General features: G+C 65.4%; 24 protein-coding genes. 14 read left to right on the top strand and 10 right to left on the bottom strand.

All coding sequences use genetic code 11. The features are described 5' to 3' along the window. Positions 1 to 46 precede the first annotated feature (46 nt). Positions 47 to 1390: a PQQ-binding-like beta-propeller repeat protein gene (locus A5699_RS08315; RefSeq protein WP_157561151.1), complete on the bottom strand. Its 1344-nt coding sequence runs from the start codon at positions 1388 to 1390 to the stop codon at positions 47 to 49. Between the two features lie 326 nt (positions 1391 to 1716). Between A5699_RS08315 and A5699_RS08310 the strand changes: the two genes are divergently transcribed. Next, entirely contained in the window at positions 1717 to 2031 is a 315-nt protein-coding gene (locus A5699_RS08310) for an SseB family protein (RefSeq protein WP_067768103.1), read from the top strand. Between the two features lie 48 nt (positions 2032 to 2079). Here the strand turns inward: A5699_RS08310 and A5699_RS08305 are convergent, their stop codons facing one another. Continuing rightward, positions 2080 to 2475, bottom strand: a complete 396-nt coding sequence (locus A5699_RS08305) for a type II toxin-antitoxin system VapC family toxin (protein ID WP_067768081.1) — start codon at positions 2473 to 2475, stop codon at positions 2080 to 2082. Continuing rightward, a complete protein-coding gene (locus A5699_RS08300) occupies positions 2472 to 2708 on the bottom strand; it encodes a type II toxin-antitoxin system Phd/YefM family antitoxin (RefSeq protein WP_067768080.1) in 237 nt (78 codons plus the stop codon). Before A5699_RS08300 ends, A5699_RS08305 begins: the two co-directional genes overlap by 4 nt. Positions 2709 to 2892: 184 nt before the next feature. Between A5699_RS08300 and A5699_RS08295 the strand changes: the two genes are divergently transcribed. From A5699_RS08295 to A5699_RS08285, 3 genes are read left to right on the top strand one after another with little or no spacing between them, the layout of a single operon-like run. Beyond that, positions 2893 to 3702, top strand: coding sequence for a 1-acyl-sn-glycerol-3-phosphate acyltransferase (locus A5699_RS08295; RefSeq protein ID WP_067768078.1), 810 nt, complete (start codon positions 2893 to 2895; stop codon positions 3700 to 3702). A gap of 60 nt (positions 3703 to 3762) precedes the next feature. Then, positions 3763 to 5352, top strand: a complete 1590-nt coding sequence (gene fadD12, locus A5699_RS08290) for an acyl-CoA ligase FadD12 (protein ID WP_067768101.1) — start codon at positions 3763 to 3765, stop codon at positions 5350 to 5352. Continuing rightward, positions 5345 to 6568 (top strand): alpha/beta hydrolase, encoded by a 1224-nt coding sequence (locus A5699_RS08285; protein WP_067768076.1) that lies wholly within the window; start codon positions 5345 to 5347, stop codon positions 6566 to 6568. The genes fadD12 and A5699_RS08285 overlap by 8 nt, the downstream gene beginning before the upstream one ends. A 22-nt stretch (positions 6569 to 6590) precedes the next feature. On the opposite strand, the gene A5699_RS08280 is transcribed toward A5699_RS08285, so the two are convergent. Genes A5699_RS08280 through A5699_RS08270 form a run of 3 tightly spaced genes read right to left on the bottom strand, consistent with a single transcriptional unit; the run spans position 6591 to position 10274 of the window. Next, complete coding sequence (locus tag A5699_RS08280) at positions 6591 to 8294, bottom strand: nitric oxide reductase activation protein NorD (RefSeq protein ID WP_067768074.1); 1704 nt, start codon at positions 8292 to 8294, stop codon at positions 6591 to 6593. Further along, a complete protein-coding gene (locus A5699_RS08275) occupies positions 8291 to 9109 on the bottom strand; it encodes a CbbQ/NirQ/NorQ/GpvN family protein (RefSeq protein ID WP_067768072.1) in 819 nt (272 codons plus the stop codon). Before A5699_RS08275 ends, A5699_RS08280 begins: the two co-directional genes overlap by 4 nt. Then, positions 9096 to 10274 (bottom strand): spirocyclase AveC family protein, encoded by a 1179-nt coding sequence (locus tag A5699_RS08270; RefSeq protein WP_067768070.1) that lies wholly within the window; start codon positions 10272 to 10274, stop codon positions 9096 to 9098. Before A5699_RS08270 ends, A5699_RS08275 begins: the two co-directional genes overlap by 14 nt. Before the next feature lie 123 nt (positions 10275 to 10397). On the opposite strand from A5699_RS08270, the gene A5699_RS08265 reads away from it, so the two are divergent. Next, complete coding sequence (locus A5699_RS08265) at positions 10398 to 11000, top strand: TetR/AcrR family transcriptional regulator (protein ID WP_067768068.1); 603 nt, start codon at positions 10398 to 10400, stop codon at positions 10998 to 11000. A gap of 88 nt (positions 11001 to 11088) precedes the next feature. Here the strand turns inward: A5699_RS08265 and A5699_RS08260 are convergent, their stop codons facing one another. Both A5699_RS08260 and A5699_RS08255 read right to left on the bottom strand, forming a co-directional pair. Continuing rightward, positions 11089 to 12231 carry an amidohydrolase family protein gene (locus A5699_RS08260; RefSeq protein ID WP_067768066.1) on the bottom strand — a complete coding sequence of 381 codons (1143 nt, stop codon included), beginning with the start codon at positions 12229 to 12231 and terminating at the stop codon, positions 11089 to 11091. 10 nt (positions 12232 to 12241) lie between these two features. After that, positions 12242 to 13702, bottom strand: coding sequence for an aldehyde dehydrogenase (locus tag A5699_RS08255; protein WP_067768064.1), 1461 nt, complete (start codon positions 13700 to 13702; stop codon positions 12242 to 12244). Positions 13703 to 13806: 104 nt separating this feature from the next. Here A5699_RS08255 and A5699_RS08250 point away from each other — a divergent pair, with 104 nt between their 5' ends. From A5699_RS08250 to A5699_RS08235, 4 genes are read left to right on the top strand one after another with little or no spacing between them, the layout of a single operon-like run. Beyond that, on the top strand, positions 13807 to 15072 hold the full coding sequence (locus tag A5699_RS08250; RefSeq protein ID WP_067768061.1) for an aromatic ring-hydroxylating dioxygenase subunit alpha: 1266 nt from the start codon (positions 13807 to 13809) through the stop codon (positions 15070 to 15072). A 4-nt stretch (positions 15073 to 15076) separates the two neighbouring features. Then, positions 15077 to 15403: a hypothetical protein gene (locus A5699_RS08245; RefSeq protein WP_067768060.1), complete on the top strand. Its 327-nt coding sequence runs from the start codon at positions 15077 to 15079 to the stop codon at positions 15401 to 15403. Next, entirely contained in the window at positions 15400 to 16659 is a 1260-nt protein-coding gene (locus A5699_RS08240) for an amidohydrolase family protein (protein WP_067768058.1), read from the top strand. Before A5699_RS08245 ends, A5699_RS08240 begins: the two co-directional genes overlap by 4 nt. Before the next feature lie 51 nt (positions 16660 to 16710). Further along, positions 16711 to 17163, top strand: a complete 453-nt coding sequence (locus tag A5699_RS08235) for a MarR family winged helix-turn-helix transcriptional regulator (RefSeq protein WP_067768056.1) — start codon at positions 16711 to 16713, stop codon at positions 17161 to 17163. 21 nt (positions 17164 to 17184) lie between these two features. On the opposite strand, the gene A5699_RS08230 is transcribed toward A5699_RS08235, so the two are convergent. Continuing rightward, positions 17185 to 18282 (bottom strand): acyl-CoA desaturase, encoded by a 1098-nt coding sequence (locus A5699_RS08230; RefSeq protein WP_067768054.1) that lies wholly within the window; start codon positions 18280 to 18282, stop codon positions 17185 to 17187. Positions 18283 to 18513: 231 nt separating this feature from the next. Between A5699_RS08230 and A5699_RS08225 the strand changes: the two genes are divergently transcribed. The 5 genes from A5699_RS08225 to A5699_RS08205 are packed head-to-tail and all read left to right on the top strand — an operon-like array spanning position 18514 to position 22873. Further along, complete coding sequence (locus A5699_RS08225; protein ID WP_067768052.1) at positions 18514 to 19578, top strand: ferredoxin--NADP reductase; 1065 nt, start codon at positions 18514 to 18516, stop codon at positions 19576 to 19578. 10 nt (positions 19579 to 19588) lie between these two features. Then, entirely contained in the window at positions 19589 to 20335 is a 747-nt protein-coding gene (locus tag A5699_RS08220) for an SDR family NAD(P)-dependent oxidoreductase (protein ID WP_082957625.1), read from the top strand. Between the two features lie 56 nt (positions 20336 to 20391). Then, positions 20392 to 21666: an aromatic ring-hydroxylating dioxygenase subunit alpha gene (locus A5699_RS08215; RefSeq protein WP_067768050.1), complete on the top strand. Its 1275-nt coding sequence runs from the start codon at positions 20392 to 20394 to the stop codon at positions 21664 to 21666. Next, a complete protein-coding gene (locus A5699_RS08210) occupies positions 21663 to 21998 on the top strand; it encodes a hypothetical protein (protein ID WP_067768047.1) in 336 nt (111 codons plus the stop codon). Before A5699_RS08215 ends, A5699_RS08210 begins: the two co-directional genes overlap by 4 nt. A 29-nt stretch (positions 21999 to 22027) precedes the next feature. Then, entirely contained in the window at positions 22028 to 22873 is an 846-nt protein-coding gene (locus tag A5699_RS08205; RefSeq protein ID WP_067768045.1) for a TauD/TfdA family dioxygenase, read from the top strand. An 82-nt stretch (positions 22874 to 22955) separates the two neighbouring features. Here the strand turns inward: A5699_RS08205 and A5699_RS08200 are convergent, their stop codons facing one another. Then, complete coding sequence (locus A5699_RS08200) at positions 22956 to 23144, bottom strand: ferredoxin (protein ID WP_067768097.1); 189 nt, start codon at positions 23142 to 23144, stop codon at positions 22956 to 22958. Positions 23145 to 23150: the final 6 nt, after the last annotated feature.

Genomic DNA, 23150 nt, shown 5'->3' with positions numbered 1-23150 from the left:
TACGTGGAAGTACCTGAGTGTGGACCGCTCGGTCGGCGACAGTGTGTCAGTGAGCCTGGAAAAGGAATGCGCCAGGCATGCTTCGAACGGTCCATGCATCACTTCCGGGGAGAGCCGGCACATGCTGTTGAACTATCTGACCGGTCATCCGGTCGACGTTCCGCCTGGCGCATTCCTTTTCCAGGCTCACTGACACACTGTCGCCGACCGAGCGGTCCACACTCAGGTACTTCCACGTATTTCGCGGCACCCCGTCGGCGCCGGGTACAGGCCAGGCGCCGAGCTGGTCACCGGTGACTGCGTCGTGGGCCAGCACCCGCAGTTTGATCATGTCCGGGGTAGAGCAGTCATTGACCGTGACCAGCCGACTGCCGATATCGGCGATTCGCACCGTGTAGGGCTCATCCAAGCTGGACACGGTGTCTAGCGGCCCGTCCCCGCACGCCGCCGGATTCGGAATCTCCCACCGCTGCTGGCCGGTGCGGGCGTTGAACCCCTTCCAGGACTCCTCCCCGCGCTCCACGAACGAGGTGAACGAGGCACCTTCATCGATATCGAGCGCGTTCCACATCGCCAGGTCATGCGATGCCCACAACTGCTCACCGGTAACGGCATCCAACCCCACCACCTCCGGAGCCCTGCCACGCTTATCGTCGCCGGCGAACCCGACCACCACAACTGTGTCATCGTCGTAGACACGCACCCGCGTCATCGGTTGATCCGGGCCGCGACCGTAATGCCACCGCGCTGCCCCCGCATTGTCATACGCAATCAACACAGGAGTGGAACCGTCCTTCGCCCAGTACGGCGTCCACACAATGAACCCCGCCCCTGCCGCGTCGACACGCGGCCGGAAGTACGGCACCGACAGCCGAAACTGCTCTTGCCCAAGAATTTCTGGCTCTAGGGGAATGTCGACCGGGGCTGCGGTCGTGGCATCAACCGGATCGTACTCATTGGGAGCAGCGACCGCGGCCACGCCCACCACGATCATCGCGATGCCGCTGGCCGCCGCCGTAGCCAACCCAGCTCTGTTGCTCTGCAGCGATAGCCATGGCACGCCGACGAGCAAGCAGCCCACGATCGTCGCACCGACCACCACACCAACGAGCCAAATCCTCGGCCCACTCGCGGCGAAGTCGCTCGCCCCAACCCCGACCACGACATACCCGACCGCCACGCCCACACCCCCCACGACGGCGGCGACACGCACCCACACCGACCCACGGGCACGCGCCAGCAGCCGCCACATGGTCAAGGCAGCGACCGCCGCAGCCACTGCCGCCGTCGCCCAAACCACCACCACCGCTGTGGATGCCGCTTCATCACACGCCGCGGTAGAGCAATAAGGCGAGCTCGTACCCAACGCGCCGTAGGCGGCGACACCCACGGCGCCGAGCAGCAGCCCGACACCCACGCCTGCGACGATCCACCCGAACCAGCCACCACCCGCCGCTCGGCGCTGCGCATTCCCTGGCGGGGGCGTCTCCCCGCCGTGCGGATAGGTAGAACCAAAGGAATACGGAGACGGAGGCAAACTCACACCAGGATCGTAAAGCGGTCGCTGGGCGGTCCGCGTGAGCGACGAGCACGCGGTGACCGATCCAGCTAACCGCAACAGCCCAGGTGCGGCCGCGTTAGTGCTATACAAGCGACATGTCAGTGCCTGATGCGACCGACGGGCTGCCCGCAACCCCGGGAATCACCGACCGCGGCATGCGCGGCCCTGTACCCGAGGCAGTCCCGCTCGAAACCAAAGTTTGGTATTCGACACCCTTTGGCGATACCAAGGATGGCCGCCAGAGGCTGTTCCTGCTCGAGCGCAGCGGTGTTCGGTTCTTTCCGGTGTTTCGGAGCATCGAGAGCATGAAAGAGTTCTACGACAAGGCGAATCGTGCGGCGTACATGGTGCTTGAGGGTGACATCAAAAGCATTCTCCAGCTCAACCGTTCGATCGAACCGATGAAAACTGCGTGGATCGTGGTCGATCCGTTGAGCCAACATCCGGTTGAAATACCGCCTACCACTTGAACATCGCGCGACGACGAAGCCGCAGGTGGCCGTAGCTGGTCCGGAAAATCAACGGGTGATGATGACGGGGGTAATCGCCCCCTCGCGAATTTCCTTGTCACTGGTGGCAATCGTGAGCCCTCGACGCATGGCCTGAGCGACGATCATGCGGTCGAATGGATCACGGTGCTCCCAGTTGAGTTGGCCGGCCAGCGCAGCGTCCGCCGAATCGATCGGCAGATCCACGGCTCCCATCGCCTCAAGAATGTCCGACCAGCTCGAGAGCAGCGCGGTGCCATCGAGTCGGCCAAGGCGCGTCTTTGTCGCGATTTCCCACGCCGAAGCCGCAGAAACAAATAACGCGTTCGTCGGATCTTCCAGGATGTTCAGAGCCGCCGGCAGCACCTGGTCCGGTGACTTCACCAGCCACAGCACCGCGTTGGTGTCGAGAAGAATCGCGGTCACGAGCTGAGGCCCTCCCACGCGTCGAGTTCGCCGGATGGCAGCGGCTCGTCGAAGTCTTGCGGGATCTGGATGCCGGGGAACTGCCCGAAGGTCCGCCCCCGCGGAGCAATGGGCGATAGCACGGCGACGGGGCGGCCATGGGACGTGATCGTGACGGAGACCCCAGTCGCCTCGACCTCGGCCAGAAGGGCGTTCAGCTTGGCTTTCGCCTCCGTGCTGGTGACCGTCTTCATCCAGCCGAGTTTAGAACCAGTCGGACTAGTGGAACTAGTCTTCCCGGACGGGAAGTTTTGAAAGTATTGACGGCGGCAATCCGCTATCGGGTGCAAGAACTTTGAGCGCGAATCGGTTTTTTGCCCCCGACCTGGGTACACTGGGCAAACTAGAACACGTTTCATTTGACCTCAGGGGGACTCTGTGGCCGCAACCGACATCGACCCGTCCGAAATCACGAAGTGGGATCCGGGTCTGACCGAGAAGGTCATGGGCTTCCTGCGGCCGCTGATCAAGGGCTATCACCGTGCCGAGGTCCGTGGGTTGGACAGTTTTCCCAACGGCGGCGCGCTGGTGGTGTCGAACCATTCCGGTGGCTTGTTCGCGTTGGACGTTCCGGTATTCGCCACGGGTTTCTACGAGAAGTTCGGCTACGAACGGCCGGTGTACACGCTCAGTCACGACATGTTGATGACCGGACCGACGGCGGCCTTCTTCAAGAAGACCGGCTTCATCCGGGCCAACCACGAGAACGCCGACGAGGCCCTGCGCTCGGGCGGTGTCGTCGTCGTGTTCCCCGGCGGTGACTACGACGTGTACCGGCCCACCCTCTCGGCCAACCAGATCGACTTCGCCGGCCGCACCGGTTATGTCAAAGCCGCGATCAACGCCGGCGTACCGATCGTGCCCATGGTCGGAATCGGCGGTCAGGAAACTCACTTCTTCCTGTCCCGGGGTACGGGGGTGGCCAAGGCACTCGGCCCCATCGCACGCCTGGCCCGCACCAAGATCGTGCCGGTCTCCTTCGGCTTCCCGTTCGGCTTGTCGGCGGTACTTCCGCTCAATGTGCCGTTGCCGTCCAAGATCGTGATGAAGACGCTGCCGCCGATCGACATCGTCGCCGAGTTCGGCGACGACCCGGACATCGACGAGGTCGACGCTCATGTCCGTCGGGTCATGCAGCGGGCCCTCGATGAGTTGGCCGAACAGCGTCGGTTCCCGGTGATCGGCTGAACCGTGGGACCTCTTGATCTGCTGACCGGGCCGCTGGACCGGGTCACCGATGCCGTCGGGATGGTCACCACCATGCGCCGGGCCGGGTTGATCGCGCCGATGCGGCCGGACAAGTATCTGCGCATCGCTGCCGCGATGGCTCGCGAGAACATGAGTGTCACTTCAGGTTTCGCGGCCGCCGCACAACGGTGCCCGAATCGGCCGGGCCTGGTCGACGAACTCGGCACGCTGACCTGGCAACAGGTCGACCAGCAGGCCGACGCCTTGGCGGCCGGCCTGCAGGCTTTGCCGGCCGGTGAGCCGAAGGTGCTGGGCATCATGGCCCGTAACCACCGTGGCTTCGTGCTGTCGCTGATCGCCGCGAACCGCATCGGTGCCGACGTGCTGCTGCTCAACACCTCGTTCGCCGGCCCGGCGATGGCCGAGGTGGTCGAACGCGAGTCGGTGGATGCCGTCATCTACGACGAGGAGTTCGCCGAGATCGTCGACCGCGCACTGGCGGACCGCCCGTCGACCACCCGGATCGTGGCCTGGACCGACACCCACGTGCACGACGTCACGGTCGCCAAGCTGGTCGAAGAACATCGCGGGACCGAGCCGCGGCGCTCGAGCGAGAAAAGCAAAGTGATCCTTCTGACGTCGGGAACGACCGGAACACCCAAGGGCGCCAAGCATTCCGGTGGTGGGCCGGAAGTGCTCAAGTCGATCCTGGATCGCACCCCGTGGCACACCGAGGAGCGGGTGGTGATCGTTGCGCCGATGTTCCACGCCTGGGGTTTCTCCCAGCTGGCCTTCGCGGCGTCGATGGCCTGCACGATCGTCACCCGACGCAAGTTCGATCCGGAAGCCACCCTCGAGCTCGTCGACCGGCACCGGGCCAAGGGCCTGTGTGTGGTGCCGGTGATGTTCGACCGGATCATGGAACTGCCCGAGAATGTGTTGCGCCGCTATGACGGTCGCTCGCTGCGGTTCGCCGCGGCGTCGGGTTCGCGGATGCGTCCCGACGTCGTCACCGCGTTCATGGACCGGTTCGGCGACATCATCTACAACAACTACAACGCCACCGAGGCCGGCATGATCGCCACCGCGACACCTGCCGATCTGCGCGCCGCGCCCGATACTGCGGGGAAACCCGCCGAGGGCACCGAGATCCGCATTCTGGACGCCGAGTTCAACGAGGTTCCCACCGGCGAGGTGGGCACCATCTACGTACGCAACTCGACACAGTTCGACGGCTACACCTCCGGCACCACCAAGCAATTCCACGACGGGTTCATGTCCTCGGGCGATGTCGGCTATCTGGACGAGGCGGGTCGGTTGTTCGTGGTCGGCCGCGACGACGAGATGATCGTCTCCGGCGGCGAGAACGTGTACCCGATCGAGGTCGAGAAGGTCCTGGCCGGCCATCCCGAGGTTGCCGAGGCCGCGGTGATCGGTGTCGACGACGAGCAGTTCGGGCAACGGCTGGCAGCGTTTGTGGTGCTGTCCGGCTCCGACGCCCCCACCAGCCCGGATGACTTGAAAGCGTATGTTCGAGAGAACCTGGCCAATTACAAGGTGCCGCGGGAGATCGCCGTCCTCGACGAGTTGCCGCGCAACAGCACCGGCAAGATCGACCGACGCGCGCTCCAGGAGAAGGTGAATGGCTGAACGCCAACCCGGTCTGAGAAGGCGACTGCTCACGGCGGCCGCCGAGTTGCTCAACGCTGCGAACGCAGTGAAACCGCTCGGCCGCAAGGGTTACAGCACCATTCCGGCCTTCGCGTTCGGTTGGCCGACCTCGGAGAACGCGCCGCTGGTGATCACGGTGTCGGCGCTGGATGCGGTGCGACGCGCCATCCGCGGCGATTACCGCTCCACGGGTGGACGAATCTCGTTGATGCTCAAAGCAATCTCCTGGGTATTGTTGGTGCTGGTGCACCGCCGCAACGTGCAGTCCCGGCCGTATTTCGAAGATCCGGTACACGAGGCCCTGGCCGAGGAGTATCCGACGGCGCTGCGGCCGTTGCGCCGCGGCGAGGTGTACTCCACGTCGATGAGCCGGCGCCGCTACGCACGTGAGACCGTGCATTACGGCCCGCACCGGGCCAACCTGGCCGATATCTGGATGCGCCCGGACCTACCGCGTGACGGCAAGGCCCCCGTGCTGCTGCAGGTTCCGGGCGGGGCCTGGATGATCGGTATGCGCCGGCCGCAGTCCTATCCCCTGATGAGCTACCTGGCCGAGCAGGGCTGGATCTGCGTGTCGATCGGTTACCGCATCAGCCCGCGACACCCGTGGCCCAACCACATCATCGACGTGAAGCGGGCGCTGGCCTGGGTGAAGGAGAACATCGCCGAGTACGGCGGTGACCCCGACGCGGTGTGCATCACGGGTGGATCGGCAGGCGGGCATCTGACGGCGCTGGCCGCGCTGACCCCCAACGATCCCAAGTGGCAGCCAGGTTTCGAAGATGCCGACACCTCGGTGGCCGCCGCGGTGCCGGTCTACGGCCGTTACGACTGGTTTTCCACCACCGGCCCCGGCCGGGCCGAGTTCATGGAGATCCTGGAACGGCTGATCGTCAAGATTCCGCTGGGCACCGACGACCAGGTGTACCGCGATGCCTCGCCGATCACCCTCGTACATCCCGACGCCCCACCGTTTTTCGTGCTGCACGGGACCAACGACTCACTCATCCCGGTGGTCGAGGGTCGTGAGTTCGTGGAAGCCCTGCGCAACGTGTCGAAGTCACCGGTGATCTATGCCGAGATTCCGCATGCCCAGCACGCGTTCGACTTCTTCGGTTCACCACGCGGGCACTACACGGCCGACGCGGTCGCGAAGTTCCTGACGTGGGCGCGGGTCTGGGCGGCACGGAAATAGCTGAGCAGTAGCTGGGCCGAAATTAGTTTCGCCGGGCCGGTTTCGGTGCGGCGAGCTCACGTAAGGCCGCCAAGAACAGCTCGTCCATCCGCGGGCTCAGCTCGCCCAACGTGGCAGCACTGGCATGACTGGCTGCGCCGAAAACCTGATCGAGTGCGTCGGCGTCGGCATCCGCACCGATGGACAGGCACAGGCAGGCCACCCCATCGGCTCTGAGTTCCTCGAGGGCCTTGGCGGCGTCGGCCCGAGCGTAGTGGCCTTCGTAGCCGTCGTCGTAGGGGTAGCCGTCGGAGAGCACGATCAACAGCCGATTCGGCGTTCCGGCTTGAGTTTTCAGGATCTCGCCGGCGCCCCGGATACCGGCCCCCAACCGGGTATAGCCGAACGGCTGCAGCCGGCTGAGCCGGGCCCGTTCGGCGGCCCCGAAGCGGTGGCCGAAGGTCTTGACGGCCAGCAGGTGCACCGCGCGACGCCCCTGTGAGCGAAATCCGTACACCGCGACGCGGTCGCCGAGCTCCTCGAGCGTCACGGCGAGCGTCGCAGCCGCACGGCGTTGGTGTTCATGGACGGCGAGGCCGTCGCCGTCGGCGTCGGACGCCGATCCCGATGCGTCGACGAGGATGAGGACCCCGAGATTGCGAGCAAGCTTGCGGCGCTGGGTGTACACATGCTCGGGTGGTGAATAGCCTGAGCGCAGATCGACGAACAGATCGATCAACGCCTCGGTGTCCACGTCGTCGCCGTCGGCGCGGGCGCGCAACACTTTCGGGCCGAGGCCTACTCGCGCCAGTCTGCGTCGCAGCACCGCGTCACACATCACACCGACGGCTGAGACGTCGACCGTGGCGGTGACGGGAAAGTCGATTACACGGCACCACTCTTCTCGATACCGGTCACCGAAGACATCCCATTCCGGATACCACGCGCCACCGACGGCGAGCGCTGCAACAGGCTTCTCGGCACCGGTGAAGTGAATCGGGGTCGGTACGGGACGCGCATTCACCCCGGCGCGCGATGTCCGTCGGATCGATCCGACGCCCAACTCCGCACCGGCACCCTCACTTTCGGACGAGCGAGAACTGCCGAACAGCGAGCGCAAGAATCTCGCGGGCGCCTGCGCGCCGATGGGAACCTCGAACAGCTTGAGGATCCAGCTCTTCTCGGCCGGTCCGCCGTCGTCGTCATCGTCCTGAACCATCTCGGACGGGTCGGGTTGCGCGGCGTTCATCCGGACGTCGGCATCGGTGGCCCGCGACCCCGGCTCACCGCCGATGCGGGCGCGGATCAGTGTGGACGGTTTGATGGTCCCGAACCACTCCGGTGGTGCGTCGAGTGTGGTTCTGCCCAAGGCAATGTGCAGCGATTCCTCCGAATTGGTGGACTGCGCAGCGCAGGCGGGACAGACCGCAGCCGCCAGGGCAACGCGCGGGCTGAGCTCGGCAAGGACGCGGTGGCCTTCCAGCGTCAGGTAGCGGCGGGTCGCCACAGGCCGGGCCCGCAGCCGCTTGACGTACTGACCTTCGAGACTGCCGGCTCCCAGAAGCGCACTCTGGACCAGCACTTCGCGACGCTGCCGGTCCGGGTCGGCATTTGCCGACACGAAGATGATCTGGCCGTCGGTGTAGGACAATTCGTCTGCCCGGGCCACGGCGACGTCGACCGGCCGCCCGGCGAGGAAACCGGCCAGGAACCGAAAGTGGTGCGGCTCGGGGTAACCGATGTTCACCGTGACAGGACGGCGTCGACGAGTTCCCCGAGACCCCGGATCACATCGGGATCGTCCGAGAGCACCTCCACCACCGCGGACTGGATCGCGTCGCGCAGACTGAGACCTTCGGCGACCAGCCCGCCGGCGAGGATCAGCATGCGGGTCGAGGCCACCTCGCTCAGTGCCGAGCCGTCCAGACCTCGGATGGCGTTTCCGAGCCGGACCAGCGATTCCGCAGTGGTGGAGTCGATCCCGGCCTCGTGGGCCACGATCTGGGTCTCGGTCTCGGCGGCCGGGAAGTCCAGGCTGATTGCGACAAAGCGTTGTCGGGTCGAGTCTTTGAGGCTTTTGAGGATGCTCTGGTAGCCGGGGTTGTAGGAGATCACCAGTTGAAAGCCCGGCGCCGCGGGCAGCGTGGTGCCGAGCCGGTCGATGGGCAGTTCGCGTCGGTGATCGGCGAGCGGATGGATGACCACCGTCGTGTCCTGCCGCGCCTCCACGATCTCGTCGAGATAGCAGATGGCACCCTCGCGTACCGCTCTGGTCAACGGGCCGTCCACCCAGACGGTTTCACCGCCCTTCAAAAGGAAGCGGCCCACCAGATCCGCCGATGTCATGTCCTCATGGCCGGCCACCGTGATGAGCTCACGACCGAGTTCGTGCGCCATCGCCTCGACGAAACGCGTCTTCCCGCACCCGGTGGGACCTTTGAGCAACACCGGCGCGCCGCGGCGGGCGGCCGCGCGGAAGATCTCGATCTCCCCACCCCCGGCCCGGTAGTACGGCGACGGGGCACCCGCTTCACCGATCGGCCGAATCTTACTGACCGTCATCGTTGTTCGCCCGTTGGATCGGCACGACCGGCGGGATGGTCACGCCTTGCGGCAGGACCAGTTCACCCTCGTGGTTGATGTAGCCCGAACGGTGGGTCGGTAACGGCAGGTCGGGGTTCGGGCACGGTCGGTCGGTCCCTTCGCCGCAGATGCCGGGATTGAAGTAGGAACGCTTCTGCACATCCTCCGGCCACGGATCGGCCTGCGTGCCGAGCCAGGTCGCGGGAACGTTGTAGAACAGGAAGAAGCATGCGCTGACACCGCCGAAGATGGCCAGGAAGCGGACGAACTGTTGTTTGACAAACCCGCCGCGGACCCGGTCGATCCCCCGTTCGACCAGGGTGCGGCCGCGGTCGTCGGTGAAGAAGCGCAGGCAGACAAGCGCCGTCTGGACCCCGCCCCACATGAAGCCCTCGTAGATCGGCCACTGGTAGTAGGTGCCGGCGTTGAACGACAAGGACTGGATGGCACCGGGATAGGAGTAGAACCCGATCGGCAACATGATCAGGGCCTCCATGACGAAGTCGAAGACGATCGCGATCGCATAGGTGACCAAGACCAACCGCAGATTGCTGATCGCCGGCCAACGGTTCTTGATCTTGCGCATGATCGCGCAGCCGACGATGGTGAGCAGCAGGACACCGTAGGCGTAGCCGGGGATGTTGGTCAGCAGCGGTTCGGGCACCGTATGGCCCGGTTCCTCGTGCGCCACCCAACCCGGGAAGTACGGTGCCCATGACCCCTGGTTGAACAGCCAGGCGTTGTACGTGCACCAGGTGCTGTAGTAGTTGAGCATCGGATCCTGGAACATCATCAGGCCCATCGACACCAGGAGCATGCCGTCGAGCGTGATGCGCCGCTCCCGCAGCCACGGCCGAATAATGAAGAACCACAACGCGAATGGCAGACCCACCCAGAGCACGACGGCGTTGGCGATCAGCGGGATCTTCATGTACATCGGTGGTTCGCTCGGCCCGCCCGGCACCGACTCGAAATATGGCCCGGTCACCCACCGGGTGAACACATACAACGTCACCAGCAGGAACGCGCCGCCGACGGTCGCCCAGATTCGGTACGCGTTCGACGACGGCGGGCCCTGCTTGTCGAGTTCGGCGATGCCACCGACCGATTCGGTGACGGCGGGCTTCTTGGACAGATCACTCATGTTCGGTTTCCCCTTGGCGATCGTGGAGGCATTCGGCGGAACGCGGCCAACCGATGCGGTAAATATACTCGTCGGTATCTGAGATTCCAATAGGTTACTCAGATTCTGTGGCAGACTTTTGCCATGGCTGAGCGCTGGACCCGCGAACGCAGACTTGAGCACACCCGCTCAGTGCTGCTCGATGCCGCCGAAGAGGTATTCGCCGAAAGAGGTTTTGCGCCAGCCACTCTGGACGACATCGCGCGGGCCGCCGGTTACACCAAAGGTGCGATCTACAAGCACTTCGCCACCAAGGAAGACCTGTTCCTGGCGGTGAGTGACCGTTACTGGCGGCGGTATTTCGACAACTTCGCCGAGGTGATGTCGAGCGCGAAGCAGGTCGGTGTCCACGAACGCGACGAGATCGCCACGCGTTGGCGCCAGCTGAGCCAGGACCGCGGCGCCGAGCATGCCGCGTTGGGCCACGAGTTCACGCTCTACCTCCGCAGAAACCCGGAATCACGGGATCGCGTCGCGGCCAAGCGATCCGAGGTGGTCGACGCGCTGGCGACCTTCATCGTCGAGGGCATCGAGAAACTCGGTGGCACATTGTTGATCCCGCCGAAGACCTTTGCGCAGGTGCTTATCGCCACCAGCGATTCGGTGGTGCTGGGCAGCGAGCTCGATGACGTCGACCTCTATCGGCCGATCGTCGACATGTACGTGTCGGCGATCAAGCTGCCATGACTCAGTCCCGCCGACGCTACGGTTCTTGGCGTCATTCGCCGGAATTTGGGCGATAAACCGTAGTCTCGGCGCAGGAGTTGGGCGCGCCCTAGAAGACGCGCACCTGACCTTCGAGCACCGGCACGGTCTCGGGGAGCTTATAGGTCTGAATTCCGTTGCGGAACATCACATTTTCGCGGGCGTGCTCGGGCAGGTGTTTGACCAGCCAGCGCGGATCGTCGTAGGTCCAGTGCGGGTAGTCCGACGAGAACAGCAGGATCTTGTCGCACTCCATCCACTCGAACGCCCGCGACAGCTCGGTCTTGTCCTCCGGATAGTCCAGGGGCTGGGTGGTGAACTTGATGTGGTCCTTGACGTATTCGCTCGGCTTGCGCTTGATGTCCATCCAGCTCTTGCGCGCCTCGTAGATCGCATCCATCCGCCACATCAACGGCAGGATCCAGGTAAACGCATGCTCGACGAACACGATGCGCAGCGTCGGGAACCGGTCGAACACCCCGTCGAAGATCAGGCTCATCACCTGGTTGGCCGCCAACAACGAATACGTGACCATGAAATCGTGGTTGTAGCTGGGGAACCCGACCGGCGGGATCGGCAGTTCCTCGTACTCGCCGCGGGACAGATGGCAGCTCACCGTGATGTCGTGCCTGGTGGCCGCGGCCCAGATCGGGTCGTACTTCGGATCGCCCCACGACGGCCGCGGCTCCGCCTTGATCAGGATCTGCGCCATGTACGGATGGCCGGCCCACCGTTCGATCTCCTGCGCGCCGAGCTCGGGGGCTTCGACGGCCAGGCAGATCGAGCCGCGCCAGCGTTCGTGCCAGTTGTTGTGGGAATCGAGCCAGTGGTTGGCCTGCCAGTCGTTGAGCGCACAGTTCATCACGTGGTTGGCCTCGGGAATGTGCGCCGAGTACGCCGCGGGCTCGAGGATGGCGATGTCGGCGCCGGCCTCCATGATCAACTGCCGGAAGGCGAGGTCAGGATCACTGCCGGCGAATTCACCGTCGGCCGGGAAGGAATCGGTGCGCATGGCGTAGGCGTGCGCGTAGTCGGGGGCGTCGTAGTAGATGAGATCGCCCACGTCGTGCGAACCGAAATACCGGGTGCGCCACGGCTCGGGCAGGTACTGGCCCAGGTCCCCGCGTCGGGGCACGGGATGCACATCGGAATCGACGCAGCGGACCGCGATGCGTTCGGTGGCCGGAATCCTCGGCGAAGCTGTGACGGTCATGCTCGTCCCCTCAACGTGCGGGTGCGACGGCGATGGACTTGGCCTCGAGGTAACCGTCGAGACCTTCGCGGCCCAGCTCCCGGCCGTACCCGCTGTCCTTGACGCCGCCGAACGGTGCGAACGGATCCATTGTGTATCCCTGGTTTACCCCGAAAGTGCCGGTTTGTACACGGTCGGCGATGCTCACGCCGCGATCGGTGTCGGCGGTCCACACCGAGCCGGCCAGGCCGTAGTCGGAGTCGTTGGCGATCGCGACGGCGTCGTCCTCGTCCCGGTAGCCGATCACGGTGAGCACCGGGCCGAAGATCTCCTCGCGGGCGATGCGCATCGAATTGTCGGCGTCGGCGAACAGCGTGGGCCGCACGTACCAGCCGCTGTCGAGTCCGTCGGGCAGGGCGGTCCCGCCGCAGACCAGCCTGGCCCCTTCCCGTTGGCCGAGGTCGATGTAATCGCGCACCCGCTGCTGCTGCCGACGCGACACCAGCGGCCCCAGCTCGGTGGCCGGGTCGGCCGGGTCGCCCACGACGAGAGCGCCCATCCGGGCGGCCAGGGCGTCGACGTAGTCCTGCGCCCGCGCAGCCGGAACCAGGATGCGGGTCAGCGCATTGCAGATCTGGCCGCTGTTGGACAGGCTGGCCGACCGGACGCCGGCGGCGACGGTTTCGGGGTCGGCGTCATCGAGGACGATGGCCGCCGACTTGCCGCCGAGCTCGAGGCTGACCTTGGTCAGGTTGGCCGCGGCCGCCGCTGCGACGGCCCGCCCGGCCGCACTGGAGCCGGTGAACGAGACCTTGTCGACGCCGGGGTGCGAGACCAGGTGACTGCCGACCGCGGCGTCGCCCGGCACGACGGTGACGACGCCGTCAGGCAGGCCGACCTCCTTGAGCATCTCGGCCAAAAGCAGTGCATCCAAGGGAGATTCGGGCGCGGGTTTGAGCACCACCGCGCAGCCGGCCAGCAGCGCGGGGATCAGCTTGGTGACGATCAGGAATTGCGGCATGTTCCACGGGACGACGGCGGCCACGACACCCACCGGCTGCCTCTTGACGTGGACGTCGGACCCGAAGAATCCGCGCCGGACCTCATGCCAGGGATAGGTTTCGGCCAGGTCGCAGAAGGCCGACATCATCATCGTCGGCAACCCGACCTGCGCGCGTTGGGCGAAGTTGATCGGTGCGCCGATCTCGGCCGAGATCAGTTGTGCCATCTCGTCGCGTCGCTGCGCGTAGATGCCGGCCAGCCTGCGCACCGCGGCGATGCGCTCGGCGGGCGCCAACCGGGGCCAGGGCCCCCGGTCGATGGCCGCACGAGCGGCGTCGACCGCGGCGTCGACGTCGGCCAGACTGGCGGCCGGTACGCGGGCGATGGGTTGCTCGGTGTGCGGCGAGATGATTTCGATCGTGTCGGCCGGGTCGCCGCTCGGCGACCAGTCGGCTTCGACACCGAGATACTCCCCAAGATGCTGATCCATCCGGACCCTCCCGCCTCAGTCGAAATAAGAGTATCAACTACTTGTCATTGAGGGAACCGCCGTCTACCGTCGAGCCTGTCGAATCACATCGCAGAGGAGCGGGCATGGCTCGGTTTCCCAAGCCGGCTGAAGGCAGCTGGACCCAGCACTACCCCGAGTTGGGCACCGGGCCGGTGTCCTACGAAGACTCGATCAGCCCGGAGATCTACGAGCTGGAACGCCAGGCGATCTTCAAGCGCGCGTGGTTGAATGTCGGCCGGGTGGAACAACTTTCACGTACGGGCAGCTACTTCACCCGGGAGATGAAGGCGGCCAACACCTCGATCATCGTGGTGCGCAACAAATCGGGCGAGGTCAAGGCCTTCCACAATGTCTGCCGCCACCGTGGCAACAAACTGGTGTGGGATGACATGCCGTTGGAGGAGACCAGCGGGGTGTGCCGGCAGTTCACCTGCAAGTACCACGCCTGGCGATACGACCTGGACGGTGGGCTGACCTTCGTCCAGCAGGAGGCCGAGTTCTTCGATCTCGACAAGAGTCGCTACGGCCTCGTGCCCGTGCATTGCGAGGTGTGGGAGGGCTTCATCTTCGTCAACTTCGCCAAGACACCCGAGCAGTCCCTGCGCGAATTCCTGGGCCCGATGATCACCGACCTGGCGGGCTATCCGTTCGACAAGATGACGTCACGGTTCACCTATCGCTCTGAGGTGAAAGCGAATTGGAAGCTCTACATGGATGCCTTCCAGGAGTTCTACCACGCACCCATCCTGCATGCGAACCAATCCCCGACCGCCTACTCGAAGGCCGCCGCCGAGGCGGGCTTCGAAGCACCGCACTACCGCATCGAAGGGCCGCACCGCCTGGTCAGCACGTCCGGGGTGCGGGCCTGGGAGATGGCCGACGAGATGCGCAAGCCCATCGAAGACATCTGTCAGAGTGGGCTTTTCGGGCCGTGGGACAAGCCGGACCTGGGCGAGATGCCGGCCGGCCTCAACCCCGCCAAATGCGATCCGTGGGGGCTGGACTCCTTCCAGCTCTTCCCGAACTTCGTCATGCTGTTCTGGGGCCAGGGCTGGTACCTGACGTACCACTACTGGCCGACCTCGTTCAACACCCACCTCTTCGAATGCACGCTGTACTTCCCGCAGCCGCGCACGCCGCGGGAGCGGTTGGCCCAGGAGCTGGCCGCGGTGTCGTTCAAGGAATACGGCCTACAGGACGCCAACACGCTGGAGGCCACCCAGAGCTCGATCGAGACCCGGGTGGTCGACGAGTTCCTGCTGTGCGACCAGGAGATCCTGCTGCGCCACCTGCACAAGGAGACCGCGGCATGGATCGAGGACTACCAGCGCAAGACTGCGGGAGTGTGAACCGATGAGCAAACTACCGGCGGAATTCGCCGATCTCGAACAGTTCTCGGATTGGTGCCTGTCCAGTGAACCGCAGCGCTACGCCAAACGGCTGGGCTCGACGATGACCGAGATGCAGGCCTTCTACGACGCGATCACCCCGCGCGCGGAGGAAGCCATCAGCTTCTGCGACAAGTTCAGCCTCGACGACATGCCCGAGGATGTGCTCAACCTGATGCACCTGCTGTACTCGATGATCACGGTGTCCTTCCCGGTGGAATGCTGGAAACAACCGCGGGTACCGGACTCCGGCGCGACATCGCTGGACTGCGTCGTCGAGCCCGTGCCGTGACCGGCACCGTCGATCAGCCGACGGTATTGCGCGCCGCCCGGTGGGTGGACGTCATCGGCGGTCAGGTCCGCTCCCCGGCCGTAGTGGTCGTCGAGGGCAACCGCATCACGGCGGTCAATCCCGAAGGCCCACTGCCGGATTCGGCTGCGACCATCGATCTGGGCGATGTCACGCTGCTCCCTGGCCTGATGGACATGGAACTGAACCTGTTGATCGGCGGGCCGGGCAACCCCAATGGGCTGCCCACCCCGATGCACGGGGTGCAGGACGACCCGGCGTACCGGACGCTGCGCGGCGCGGTCAACGCCCGCACCACGCTGGACGCCGGGTTCACCACCGTGCGCAACCTGGGGTTGATGGTCAAGACCGGCGGCTATCTGCTCGACGTCGCGTTGCAGCGGGCGATCGATCAGGGCTGGCACGTCGGCCCGCGCATCTACCCGGCCGGACACGCGGTCACCCCCTACGGCGGCCACCTGGACCCCACGGTGTTCCAGCGGCTGGCGCCGGGCATCATGCCGCTGTCGGTCGCCGAGGGCATTGCCAACGGTGTCCCCGACGTCATCGCGTGTGTGCGTTACCAGATCCGCCACGGCGCCAAGCTGATCAAGGTGTCGGCCTCCGGCGGCGTGATGTCCCACAGCACCGCACCGGGTGCCCAGCAGTACTCCGATGCCGAGTTCGCCGCGATCGCCGACGAAGCCCACCGCGCCGGGGTGAAAGTCGCCGCCCACGCCGTCGGGGACAGCGCCATCCAGGCGTGCATCCGCGCCGGCATCGACTGCATCGAACACGGATTCCTGGCCAGCGACGAGACGATCCAGATGATGGTCGACCACGGCACGTTCCTGGTGTCCACCACGTATCTCACCGATGCGATGGCCATCGATCGGATCGCGCCGGAGTTGCGCAAGAAGGCACTCGACGTGTTCCCGCGGGCAAAATCCATGCTGCCCAAGGCCATTGCCGCCGGGGTGCGCGTGGCGTGCGGCACCGATGCGCCGGCGATCCCGCACGGCGAGAACGCCAAGGAATTGGTTGCCCTCGTCGAACGCGGCATGACCCCGATGCAGGCCCTACAGGCCGCCACGGTGGTGGCCGCCGACCTGGTCGATGCCGCCGACGAACTGGGTCAACTGACCCCGGGCTATCTGGCCGACGTCATCGCCGTCGCCGGCGATCCCAGCGTGGACATCGCGACGACACTCGACGTCCGGTTCGTGATGAAGGACGGCAGCGTGGTCAAACACTGCTGACCCACGGTGCGCTAGCGTCGAGTTGACGCGCATGTGGCAGGAGACGAGAAGATGGACCTCACCGAGAACACCCTGTGGTGGCTCAAGCAGGCGTTCTATTTCTCGCTCACGGCCGTCAACGAGTCGGTCAAGGATCACGGCGTCAGCACCGCTCAGATCGGTGTCCTGCGGCAGTTGGCCAACCAACCGGGCCTGTCGGGGGCCGAGTTGGCCCGCCGTCTGTTGATCACGCCGCAGGGTGTACAACTCGCGCTCACCGCGCTGGAGAAGCGTGGCCTGGTCGAGCGCAAGCAGGACCCCCAGCACGGCCGCATCCTTCAGGTCTTTCTGACCGACGAGGGTCGGGCGGTGGCCTCGGCGGTGGTCGCCGATGCCGTCGCCGCCCACGACCGGGTGTTCGGGGTGCTCAGTACCGACGAGCAGGAGCAGTTGAAGGCTCTGCTGCGCCGGGTGATCGAACAAGGTACGGGCCACACGCCGCACGCCGATCACATCGACCCATGACGTCTCCCGGTGGGGGCCGGCCTATTTGCGGCGTCGGCGGCCGATGCTCACCATCCAGTCGGGAAACGCCAACCCGTGGATGATCCGCTGCGTCCGGAAGTACTGGCGCGGAAGCGATGCCGTGTTGTAGGGCAGGTCGTATTTGTCGCACAGTTCCCGTACGCGAACGCTGACCTGCGGGAGGCGGTTGCTCGGCAGGTCGGGGAACAGGTGATGCTCGATCTGGTAGCACAGGTGACCGCCTGAGAACGCCAGCAGCCGGCTCGCGTTGAAGTTTGCCGTCCCGACCATTTGCCGCAGATACCACTCGCCTTTGGTCTCGTCGGTGACCACCGCCGGGTCGAATGTCTCGGTGCCGTCGGGAATGTGCCCGCAGATGATGTTCACGTACACCCACAGGTTCCGGACCACATTCGCGGTGATGTTGGCCGCCAGAGTCCGACGCCACCGGCGCAGGCTCAGGGCGGGCAGGACCACGTAATCCTTGCTCAGCTGGCGGGCGATCTTGCCGAAGAACTTCCGCTTCTCCACGGCAAGGCCGTCTGGCGTCTCATGCCGCAAACGCTCGGAGTGCAGGCCATGCAGGGCGATGCCCCACTCGAACATCGCGGCCAGCACCAGGTTCCGCACCGGAGTTGCCAAGTGGACCCAGCGCCACGGCTGGTCGGTGGTGACCCGATGCAGGCGGTAGCCGATGTCCTCGTCCATCCCGAGCACATTGCTGTACACGTGATGCCGGTAGTTGTGCGAGTACCGCCACTGCGCGGAATGCCCGACCATGTCCCACTCCCAGGTGCTGGAGTGGATCTCGGGATCGTTCATCCAATCCCACTGGCCGTGGGAGATGTTGTGGCCGAGTTCCATGTTCTCGATGGACTTCGCATATGCCAGCGCGCACGTCCCCGCCAACCATCCGGCCTTCGATCGCGTGCCGACGATCATCAGTCTCGCGGCGACATCGAGCGCGCGCTGGAAATGGATCACCCGCCGGATGTAGGCCGCGTCGGGCGCCCCGAGCGACTCCTCGACGTCGCGGCGGATGGCATCGAGTTCATCGGCGATCTTTTCGACGTCGGCGCTGCTGAGATGCAGGTAGGCGGGAACATCGGCGATCGCCATCAAGGTGTCCTCGGGGTGTGTGCGGCAGGTAGAGCGGCACAATCACCGCGAGCGTCGGACCGCAGCCTAGAGCCTCAGAGTTACCGACAGGTAATCGAGCGCGCCGACCAGGCGAAATGACGGCGCTGGCGGACCGTCTGCGCGCCTCCACCAGAGTTGGTCATGCCTCCCCACGACAGTCGTTATCTATCACTTGAGATTAATGACAAGTACTTGATATTGTTGGCCGCGATGGAGACATCGACGACGACACCCCGCCTGGAATCCGCCGACGTGACCGACGCCGACGGGTTCATCCCCGCGCTGATCAAGCAGGTGATCCGGGAGACCTCCGACGCGGTGTCCCTGGTGCTCGATATCCCCGAGCCGACCAAAGACCGGTTCCGTTATGCGGCAGGGCAATTCATCACCATTCGGCCGAGAATCGATGGGACCGAACACCGCCGGTGCTACTCGATGTCATCGTCGCCGGCCGTCGATCCCGACCTGCGGATCACCGTCAAGCGTGATCGCGACGGCCTGGTCTCCAACTGGATCAACGACACTGTGCGCGTGGGCGACGAACTGCACGTCGCACCACCCGAAGGCCGCTTCGTCCTCACCGCCGGCGCGCGCAACGTCGTCACCTTCGCCGGCGGCAGCGGCATCACCCCGGTGTTCTCGTTGGTGCAGTCGGCACTTGCCGCCACCACCGGCAGCACTCGACTGTTCTACGCCAACCGCAATCTCGACTCGGTGATCTTCCGGGAGGCGTTGGCCGCCCTCGTCGACACCCACAGCGAGCGCCTTGCGGTGCACCATCACCTCGACGATCTGGACGGCGTCGTCTCGCCGCAACACATCGTCGACTTCATCGCCGACGGTAGCCACGCGGAAACCGATTACTACGTCTGCGGACCCGCGCCGTTCATGGACACCGTCGAAAGGGTCCTCCTCGACGCCGGGGTACCCAAGCAGCAGGTGCATCTGGAGCGCTTCAGCGTGGCCGCCGTGCCCGTGCCAGACCCAGCCGAACCCGCGGTCACCGAAGAGGTGACGATCGAACTCGACCGCAGCACCGTCACCGCGCCGTACCGCGCCGGGAACACCCTGTTGCAGACCGCCCGACTGGCCGGCCTGAAGGCGCCGTCGTCGTGCGAAACCGGTTCGTGCGGAACCTGTATGGCGCAGGTGGTCGAGGGCAGCGCACGCATGCTCAACAACGACGCCCTCGACGACGACGAGGTCGCCGGCGGCTGGGTGGTGACCTGTCAGGCGCTACCCACCAGTCGCACAGTGAGAGTGGTCTACGAATGAGGTGGCTGACGTGACGAACAGGGTGGCCGTGGTGACCGGCGGGGCCTCCGGGATGGGTGAAGCGACCTGCCACGAGCTGGGCCGGCGCGGCCACAAGGTCGCCGTGCTGGACCTGAATGCCGATGCCGCTCAACGGGTCGCCGACGACCTGCGGGCGGCCGGCGTCACCGCCTTCGCCGTCGGTGCCGATGTCAGCGATCGGGCCGCGGTGGAAGAGGCCTTCGGCAAGGTGCGCGGCGAACTCGGGCCGGTCGGCATCCTGGTCACCAGCGCCGGCATGTTCGGGTACGCATCGTTCGCCGAGATCACCGAACAGTCCTGGGAGCAGATGATCCAGGTGAACCTGAGCGGCACGTTCCGGTGTGCTCAGGTGGCCGTGCCCGACATGGTCGACGCCGGATGGGGCCGCATCGTGATGATCTCCTCGTCGAGCGCCCAGCGCGGCACGCCGTTTGCGGCCCACTACGCCGCGTCGAAAGGGGCGCTGCTGACCTTGACGAAGTCGCTGGCCCGCGAATACGCCCCGCACGGCATCACGGTGAACAACATCCCGCCGTCGGGAATCGAGACTCCGATGCAGCACCAGTCCCAAGCGGCGGGCTATCTGCCGCCCAATGAGACCATCGCCGCCAACATCCCCCTCGGCAGGTTGGGCACCGGTGCGGATATCGCTGCGGCCGTGGGGTTCCTGTGCTCCGAGGAGGCCGGCTTCATCACCGGCCAGACCCTCGGGGTCAACGGCGGCTCCGTGATGTAGCGGTCGTGTAGACCCGGCTCGACAATTGGAAAACCACTAGTCACACGGAGGTTCGCATGGCAACCAAGTGGCCCAAACCGGCCGAGGGATCCTGGACCGAACACTATCCCGACCTGGGCACCGGCCCGATCCCGTTCCGCGACTCCATCTCCGAAGAGTTCTACGCCATGGAACGCGAGGCGATCTTCAAGCGCGCGTGGCTCAACGTCAGCCGGGTGGAGGAGACGCCGGAGGCCGGCAGTTACATCACCCGCCAGATCGAGGCGGCCGATGCCTCGCTGCTGCTGGTCAAAGACCACGACGGCACCATCCGCGCCTTCCACAACCTGTGCCGTCGACGCGGGCACACCGTCGTGCCCGTGGACTTCCGGGCCACCGAATTGCGTAACGCCGGAGACGAATTCGAGTGCCGGCACTGCGGCTGGCGTTACGGGCTGGACGGCCGGCTGACCTCGGCGCCCGATGCGGACCACTTCACCGAATTCAACCTCGCCGACTACGGCCTGGTACCGGTGCACTGCGACGTCTGGGCCGGCTTCGTGTTCGTCAACTTCGACCGGGAACCGCGCCAAAGCCTGCGGGAGTTCCTCGGTCCCATGGTCACCGCGCTCGACGACTATCCCTTCGACAAGCTGTCGGAGCGCTACGACTGGGTGGCGCACAACAACAGCAACTGGAAGATCTTCGCCGACGCCTTCCAGGAGTACTACCACGTGCCGTCGCTGCACACCCAGCAGGTGCCGCCGGAGGTCCGAGATCCCAACGCCGGCTTCACCTGTGGCCATTTCCAGCTGGACGGTCCGCACCGGCTCGTCTCCACGGCGGGCACCCGGCGCTGGCTGCTGGCACCCGAGTACATGTACCCGATCGAGCGGGCCACCCAGAGCGGGCTGGTGGGTCCGTGGCGCACCCCCGACCTGGGTGAATTGCCGATGCACGGACTCAACCCGGGCAACATCGAGCCGTGGGGGATCAGCAACTTCCAGATCTTCCCCAACATCGAGATCCTGATCTACGGCGGCTGGTACCTGCTGTACCGGTACTGGCCGACCTCGCACAACACCCACCGGTACGAGGCCTTCACGTATTTCCACCCGGCCCGCACCGTGCGTGAACGCATCGAGCACGAGGTGGCCGCCGTGGTGCTCAAGGAGTTCGCCCTGCAGGATGCCGGCATGCTCGGCGGCACCCAGGCCGCGCTCGAGTACGACGTCATCGACGACTACCCGCTCAACGATCAGGAGATCCTGGTGCGCCATCTGCACAAGACGGCGGTCGACTGGGTCGAGGCGTATCAGCGCGACCTCACCCCGGCGGGAACCTCACGATGACCTCCCCGCGGTTACCCAGCGCCTTCGCCGAACTGGAGCCATACGCCGAAACCTGGTGTCTGGCAACCGAGACCGAACGCTGGGAACGTCGCCTGGCCAGCGCCATGCCGGAGATGCACGAGTTCTATGACGCGTTCTTCCCGCGGCTGGAAGAGGCGATCGAGTACTGCGACAAGTTTCCGCTCGACGACATGCCCGACGACGCGATCAACCTCCTGCACTTGATCTATTCGTTGATCATGGTCGCGATGTCGGTGGAGATCATGCACCAGCCGGCCCCGACTGACTCCGCCGATGCCGTCATGGTCCGCACCGGAGAACCACGGCCATAACCGCCACCGAACACGAAAGGGCACACCGAATGAGTGTGTTGACCATCAACAAGCTGACCACGTCGGTGGGCGCAGAAGTTGTCGGCGTCGATCCCGAGCGCCTCGGCGCCGACGACAGCCTGGGCGCGGCCATCCTGGACGCCCTCGAAGACAACGGCGTGCTGGTCTTCCACGACCTGCACCTCGATCCGCAGGCCCAAGTCGCATTGTCGCGGCGCCTCGGCGAGATCGACCACTCCGCCGACGGTCATCACCCCGTGGCGGGCATCTACCCGATCACCCTGGACAAGTCGAAGAACAAGGCAGCCGAGTACCTCAAGGCCACCTTCGACTGGCACATCGACGGCTGCACCCCCATGCACGACGAATGCCCGCAGAAGGCCACGGTGCTCTCGGCGGTGGAGGTGGCCGCCCGCGGCGGGGAAACAGAGTTCGCCAACGCATATGCGGCCTACGAATCCCTGTCGGAGGCCGAGCAGGAGCGCTACGCCACGCTGCGGGTGGTGCACTCCCTGGAGGCCTCACAGCGTCGCGTCTATCCTGATCCAACACCCGAACAGCAAGCGCGGTGGGCCGCTCGCCCGACACACGAGAACCCACTGGTGTGGACCCACCGCAACGGACGAAAGTCCTTGGTACTGGGCGCCTCCGCCGACTACATCGTCGGCATGGACCGCGACGAAGGCCGGGCACTGTTGGCCGAACTCCTCGACCACGCCACCACGCCGGGCAAGGTCTACAGCCACAAGTGGTCCGTCGGCGACACCGTCATCTGGGACAACCAGGGGGTGTTGCACCGCGCCGCGCCGTATGAGCCGAACTCACCCCGGCACATGCTGCGCACCACGGTGCTCGGCGACGAGCCGATCCAGTAGGCGCTAGGACCGCGAACGTGCGCGTCTGTCGCCCGACACGCCGCGCAACAGCAACCTTCTGCGCACGCTCGCGGGCTGCAGGCTAACCGCGCCGCAGTGCCGCGCGCGGGCATTCCTCGATCGCACGGGCGGCGAGCTCTTCGAACTCCGGTGGTACCGGATCGAGTTTGACGACCGAGTAGTCGTCCTCGTCGAGCTCGAACAGTTGCGGCGCGAGCTTCTCGCAGATGGCGTTGCCTTCACAGCGATCCAGGTCAACTTCGACGCGCACGGCAGC

Source organism: Mycobacterium sp. E802 (assembly GCF_001666875.1).
Classification (GTDB): Bacteria; Actinomycetota; Actinomycetes; order Mycobacteriales; family Mycobacteriaceae; genus Mycobacterium.
Note: the sequence above shows the minus strand (reverse complement) of the source record. Positions and strands in the feature narration are given on the sequence as shown.

What these genes read in the sequence shown, in the direction of transcription:
- A5699_RS08285 (WP_067768076.1), top strand. Translation starts at nt 5,345, where the DNA reads ATGGCTGAACGCCAACCCGGTCTGAGAAGGCGACTGCTCACGGCGGCC.
- fadD12 (WP_067768101.1), top strand. Translation starts at nt 3,763, where the DNA reads ATGGTCACCACCATGCGCCGGGCCGGGTTGATCGCGCCGATGCGGCCG.
- A5699_RS08210 (WP_067768047.1), top strand. Translation starts at nt 21,663, where the DNA reads ATGACCTCCCCGCGGTTACCCAGCGCCTTCGCCGAACTGGAGCCATAC.
- A5699_RS08310 (WP_067768103.1), top strand. Translation starts at nt 1,717, where the DNA reads ATGCGCGGCCCTGTACCCGAGGCAGTCCCGCTCGAAACCAAAGTTTGG.
- A5699_RS08260 (WP_067768066.1), bottom strand. Translation starts at nt 12,231, where the DNA reads ATGACCGTCACAGCTTCGCCGAGGATTCCGGCCACCGAACGCATCGCG.
- A5699_RS08205 (WP_067768045.1), top strand. Translation starts at nt 22,028, where the DNA reads ATGAGTGTGTTGACCATCAACAAGCTGACCACGTCGGTGGGCGCAGAA.
- A5699_RS08270 (WP_067768070.1), bottom strand. Translation starts at nt 10,274, where the DNA reads ATGAGTGATCTGTCCAAGAAGCCCGCCGTCACCGAATCGGTCGGTGGC.
- A5699_RS08275 (WP_067768072.1), bottom strand. Translation starts at nt 9,109, where the DNA reads ATGACGGTCAGTAAGATTCGGCCGATCGGTGAAGCGGGTGCCCCGTCG.
- A5699_RS08215 (WP_067768050.1), top strand. Translation starts at nt 20,392, where the DNA reads ATGGCAACCAAGTGGCCCAAACCGGCCGAGGGATCCTGGACCGAACAC.
- A5699_RS08250 (WP_067768061.1), top strand. Translation starts at nt 13,807, where the DNA reads ATGGCTCGGTTTCCCAAGCCGGCTGAAGGCAGCTGGACCCAGCACTAC.
- A5699_RS08245 (WP_067768060.1), top strand. Translation starts at nt 15,077, where the DNA reads ATGAGCAAACTACCGGCGGAATTCGCCGATCTCGAACAGTTCTCGGAT.
- A5699_RS08230 (WP_067768054.1), bottom strand. Translation starts at nt 18,282, where the DNA reads ATGGCGATCGCCGATGTTCCCGCCTACCTGCATCTCAGCAGCGCCGAC.
- A5699_RS08265 (WP_067768068.1), top strand. Translation starts at nt 10,398, where the DNA reads ATGGCTGAGCGCTGGACCCGCGAACGCAGACTTGAGCACACCCGCTCA.
- A5699_RS08300 (WP_067768080.1), bottom strand. Translation starts at nt 2,708, where the DNA reads ATGAAGACGGTCACCAGCACGGAGGCGAAAGCCAAGCTGAACGCCCTT.
- A5699_RS08235 (WP_067768056.1), top strand. Translation starts at nt 16,711, where the DNA reads ATGGACCTCACCGAGAACACCCTGTGGTGGCTCAAGCAGGCGTTCTAT.
- A5699_RS08225 (WP_067768052.1), top strand. Translation starts at nt 18,514, where the DNA reads ATGGAGACATCGACGACGACACCCCGCCTGGAATCCGCCGACGTGACC.
- A5699_RS08255 (WP_067768064.1), bottom strand. Translation starts at nt 13,702, where the DNA reads ATGGATCAGCATCTTGGGGAGTATCTCGGTGTCGAAGCCGACTGGTCG.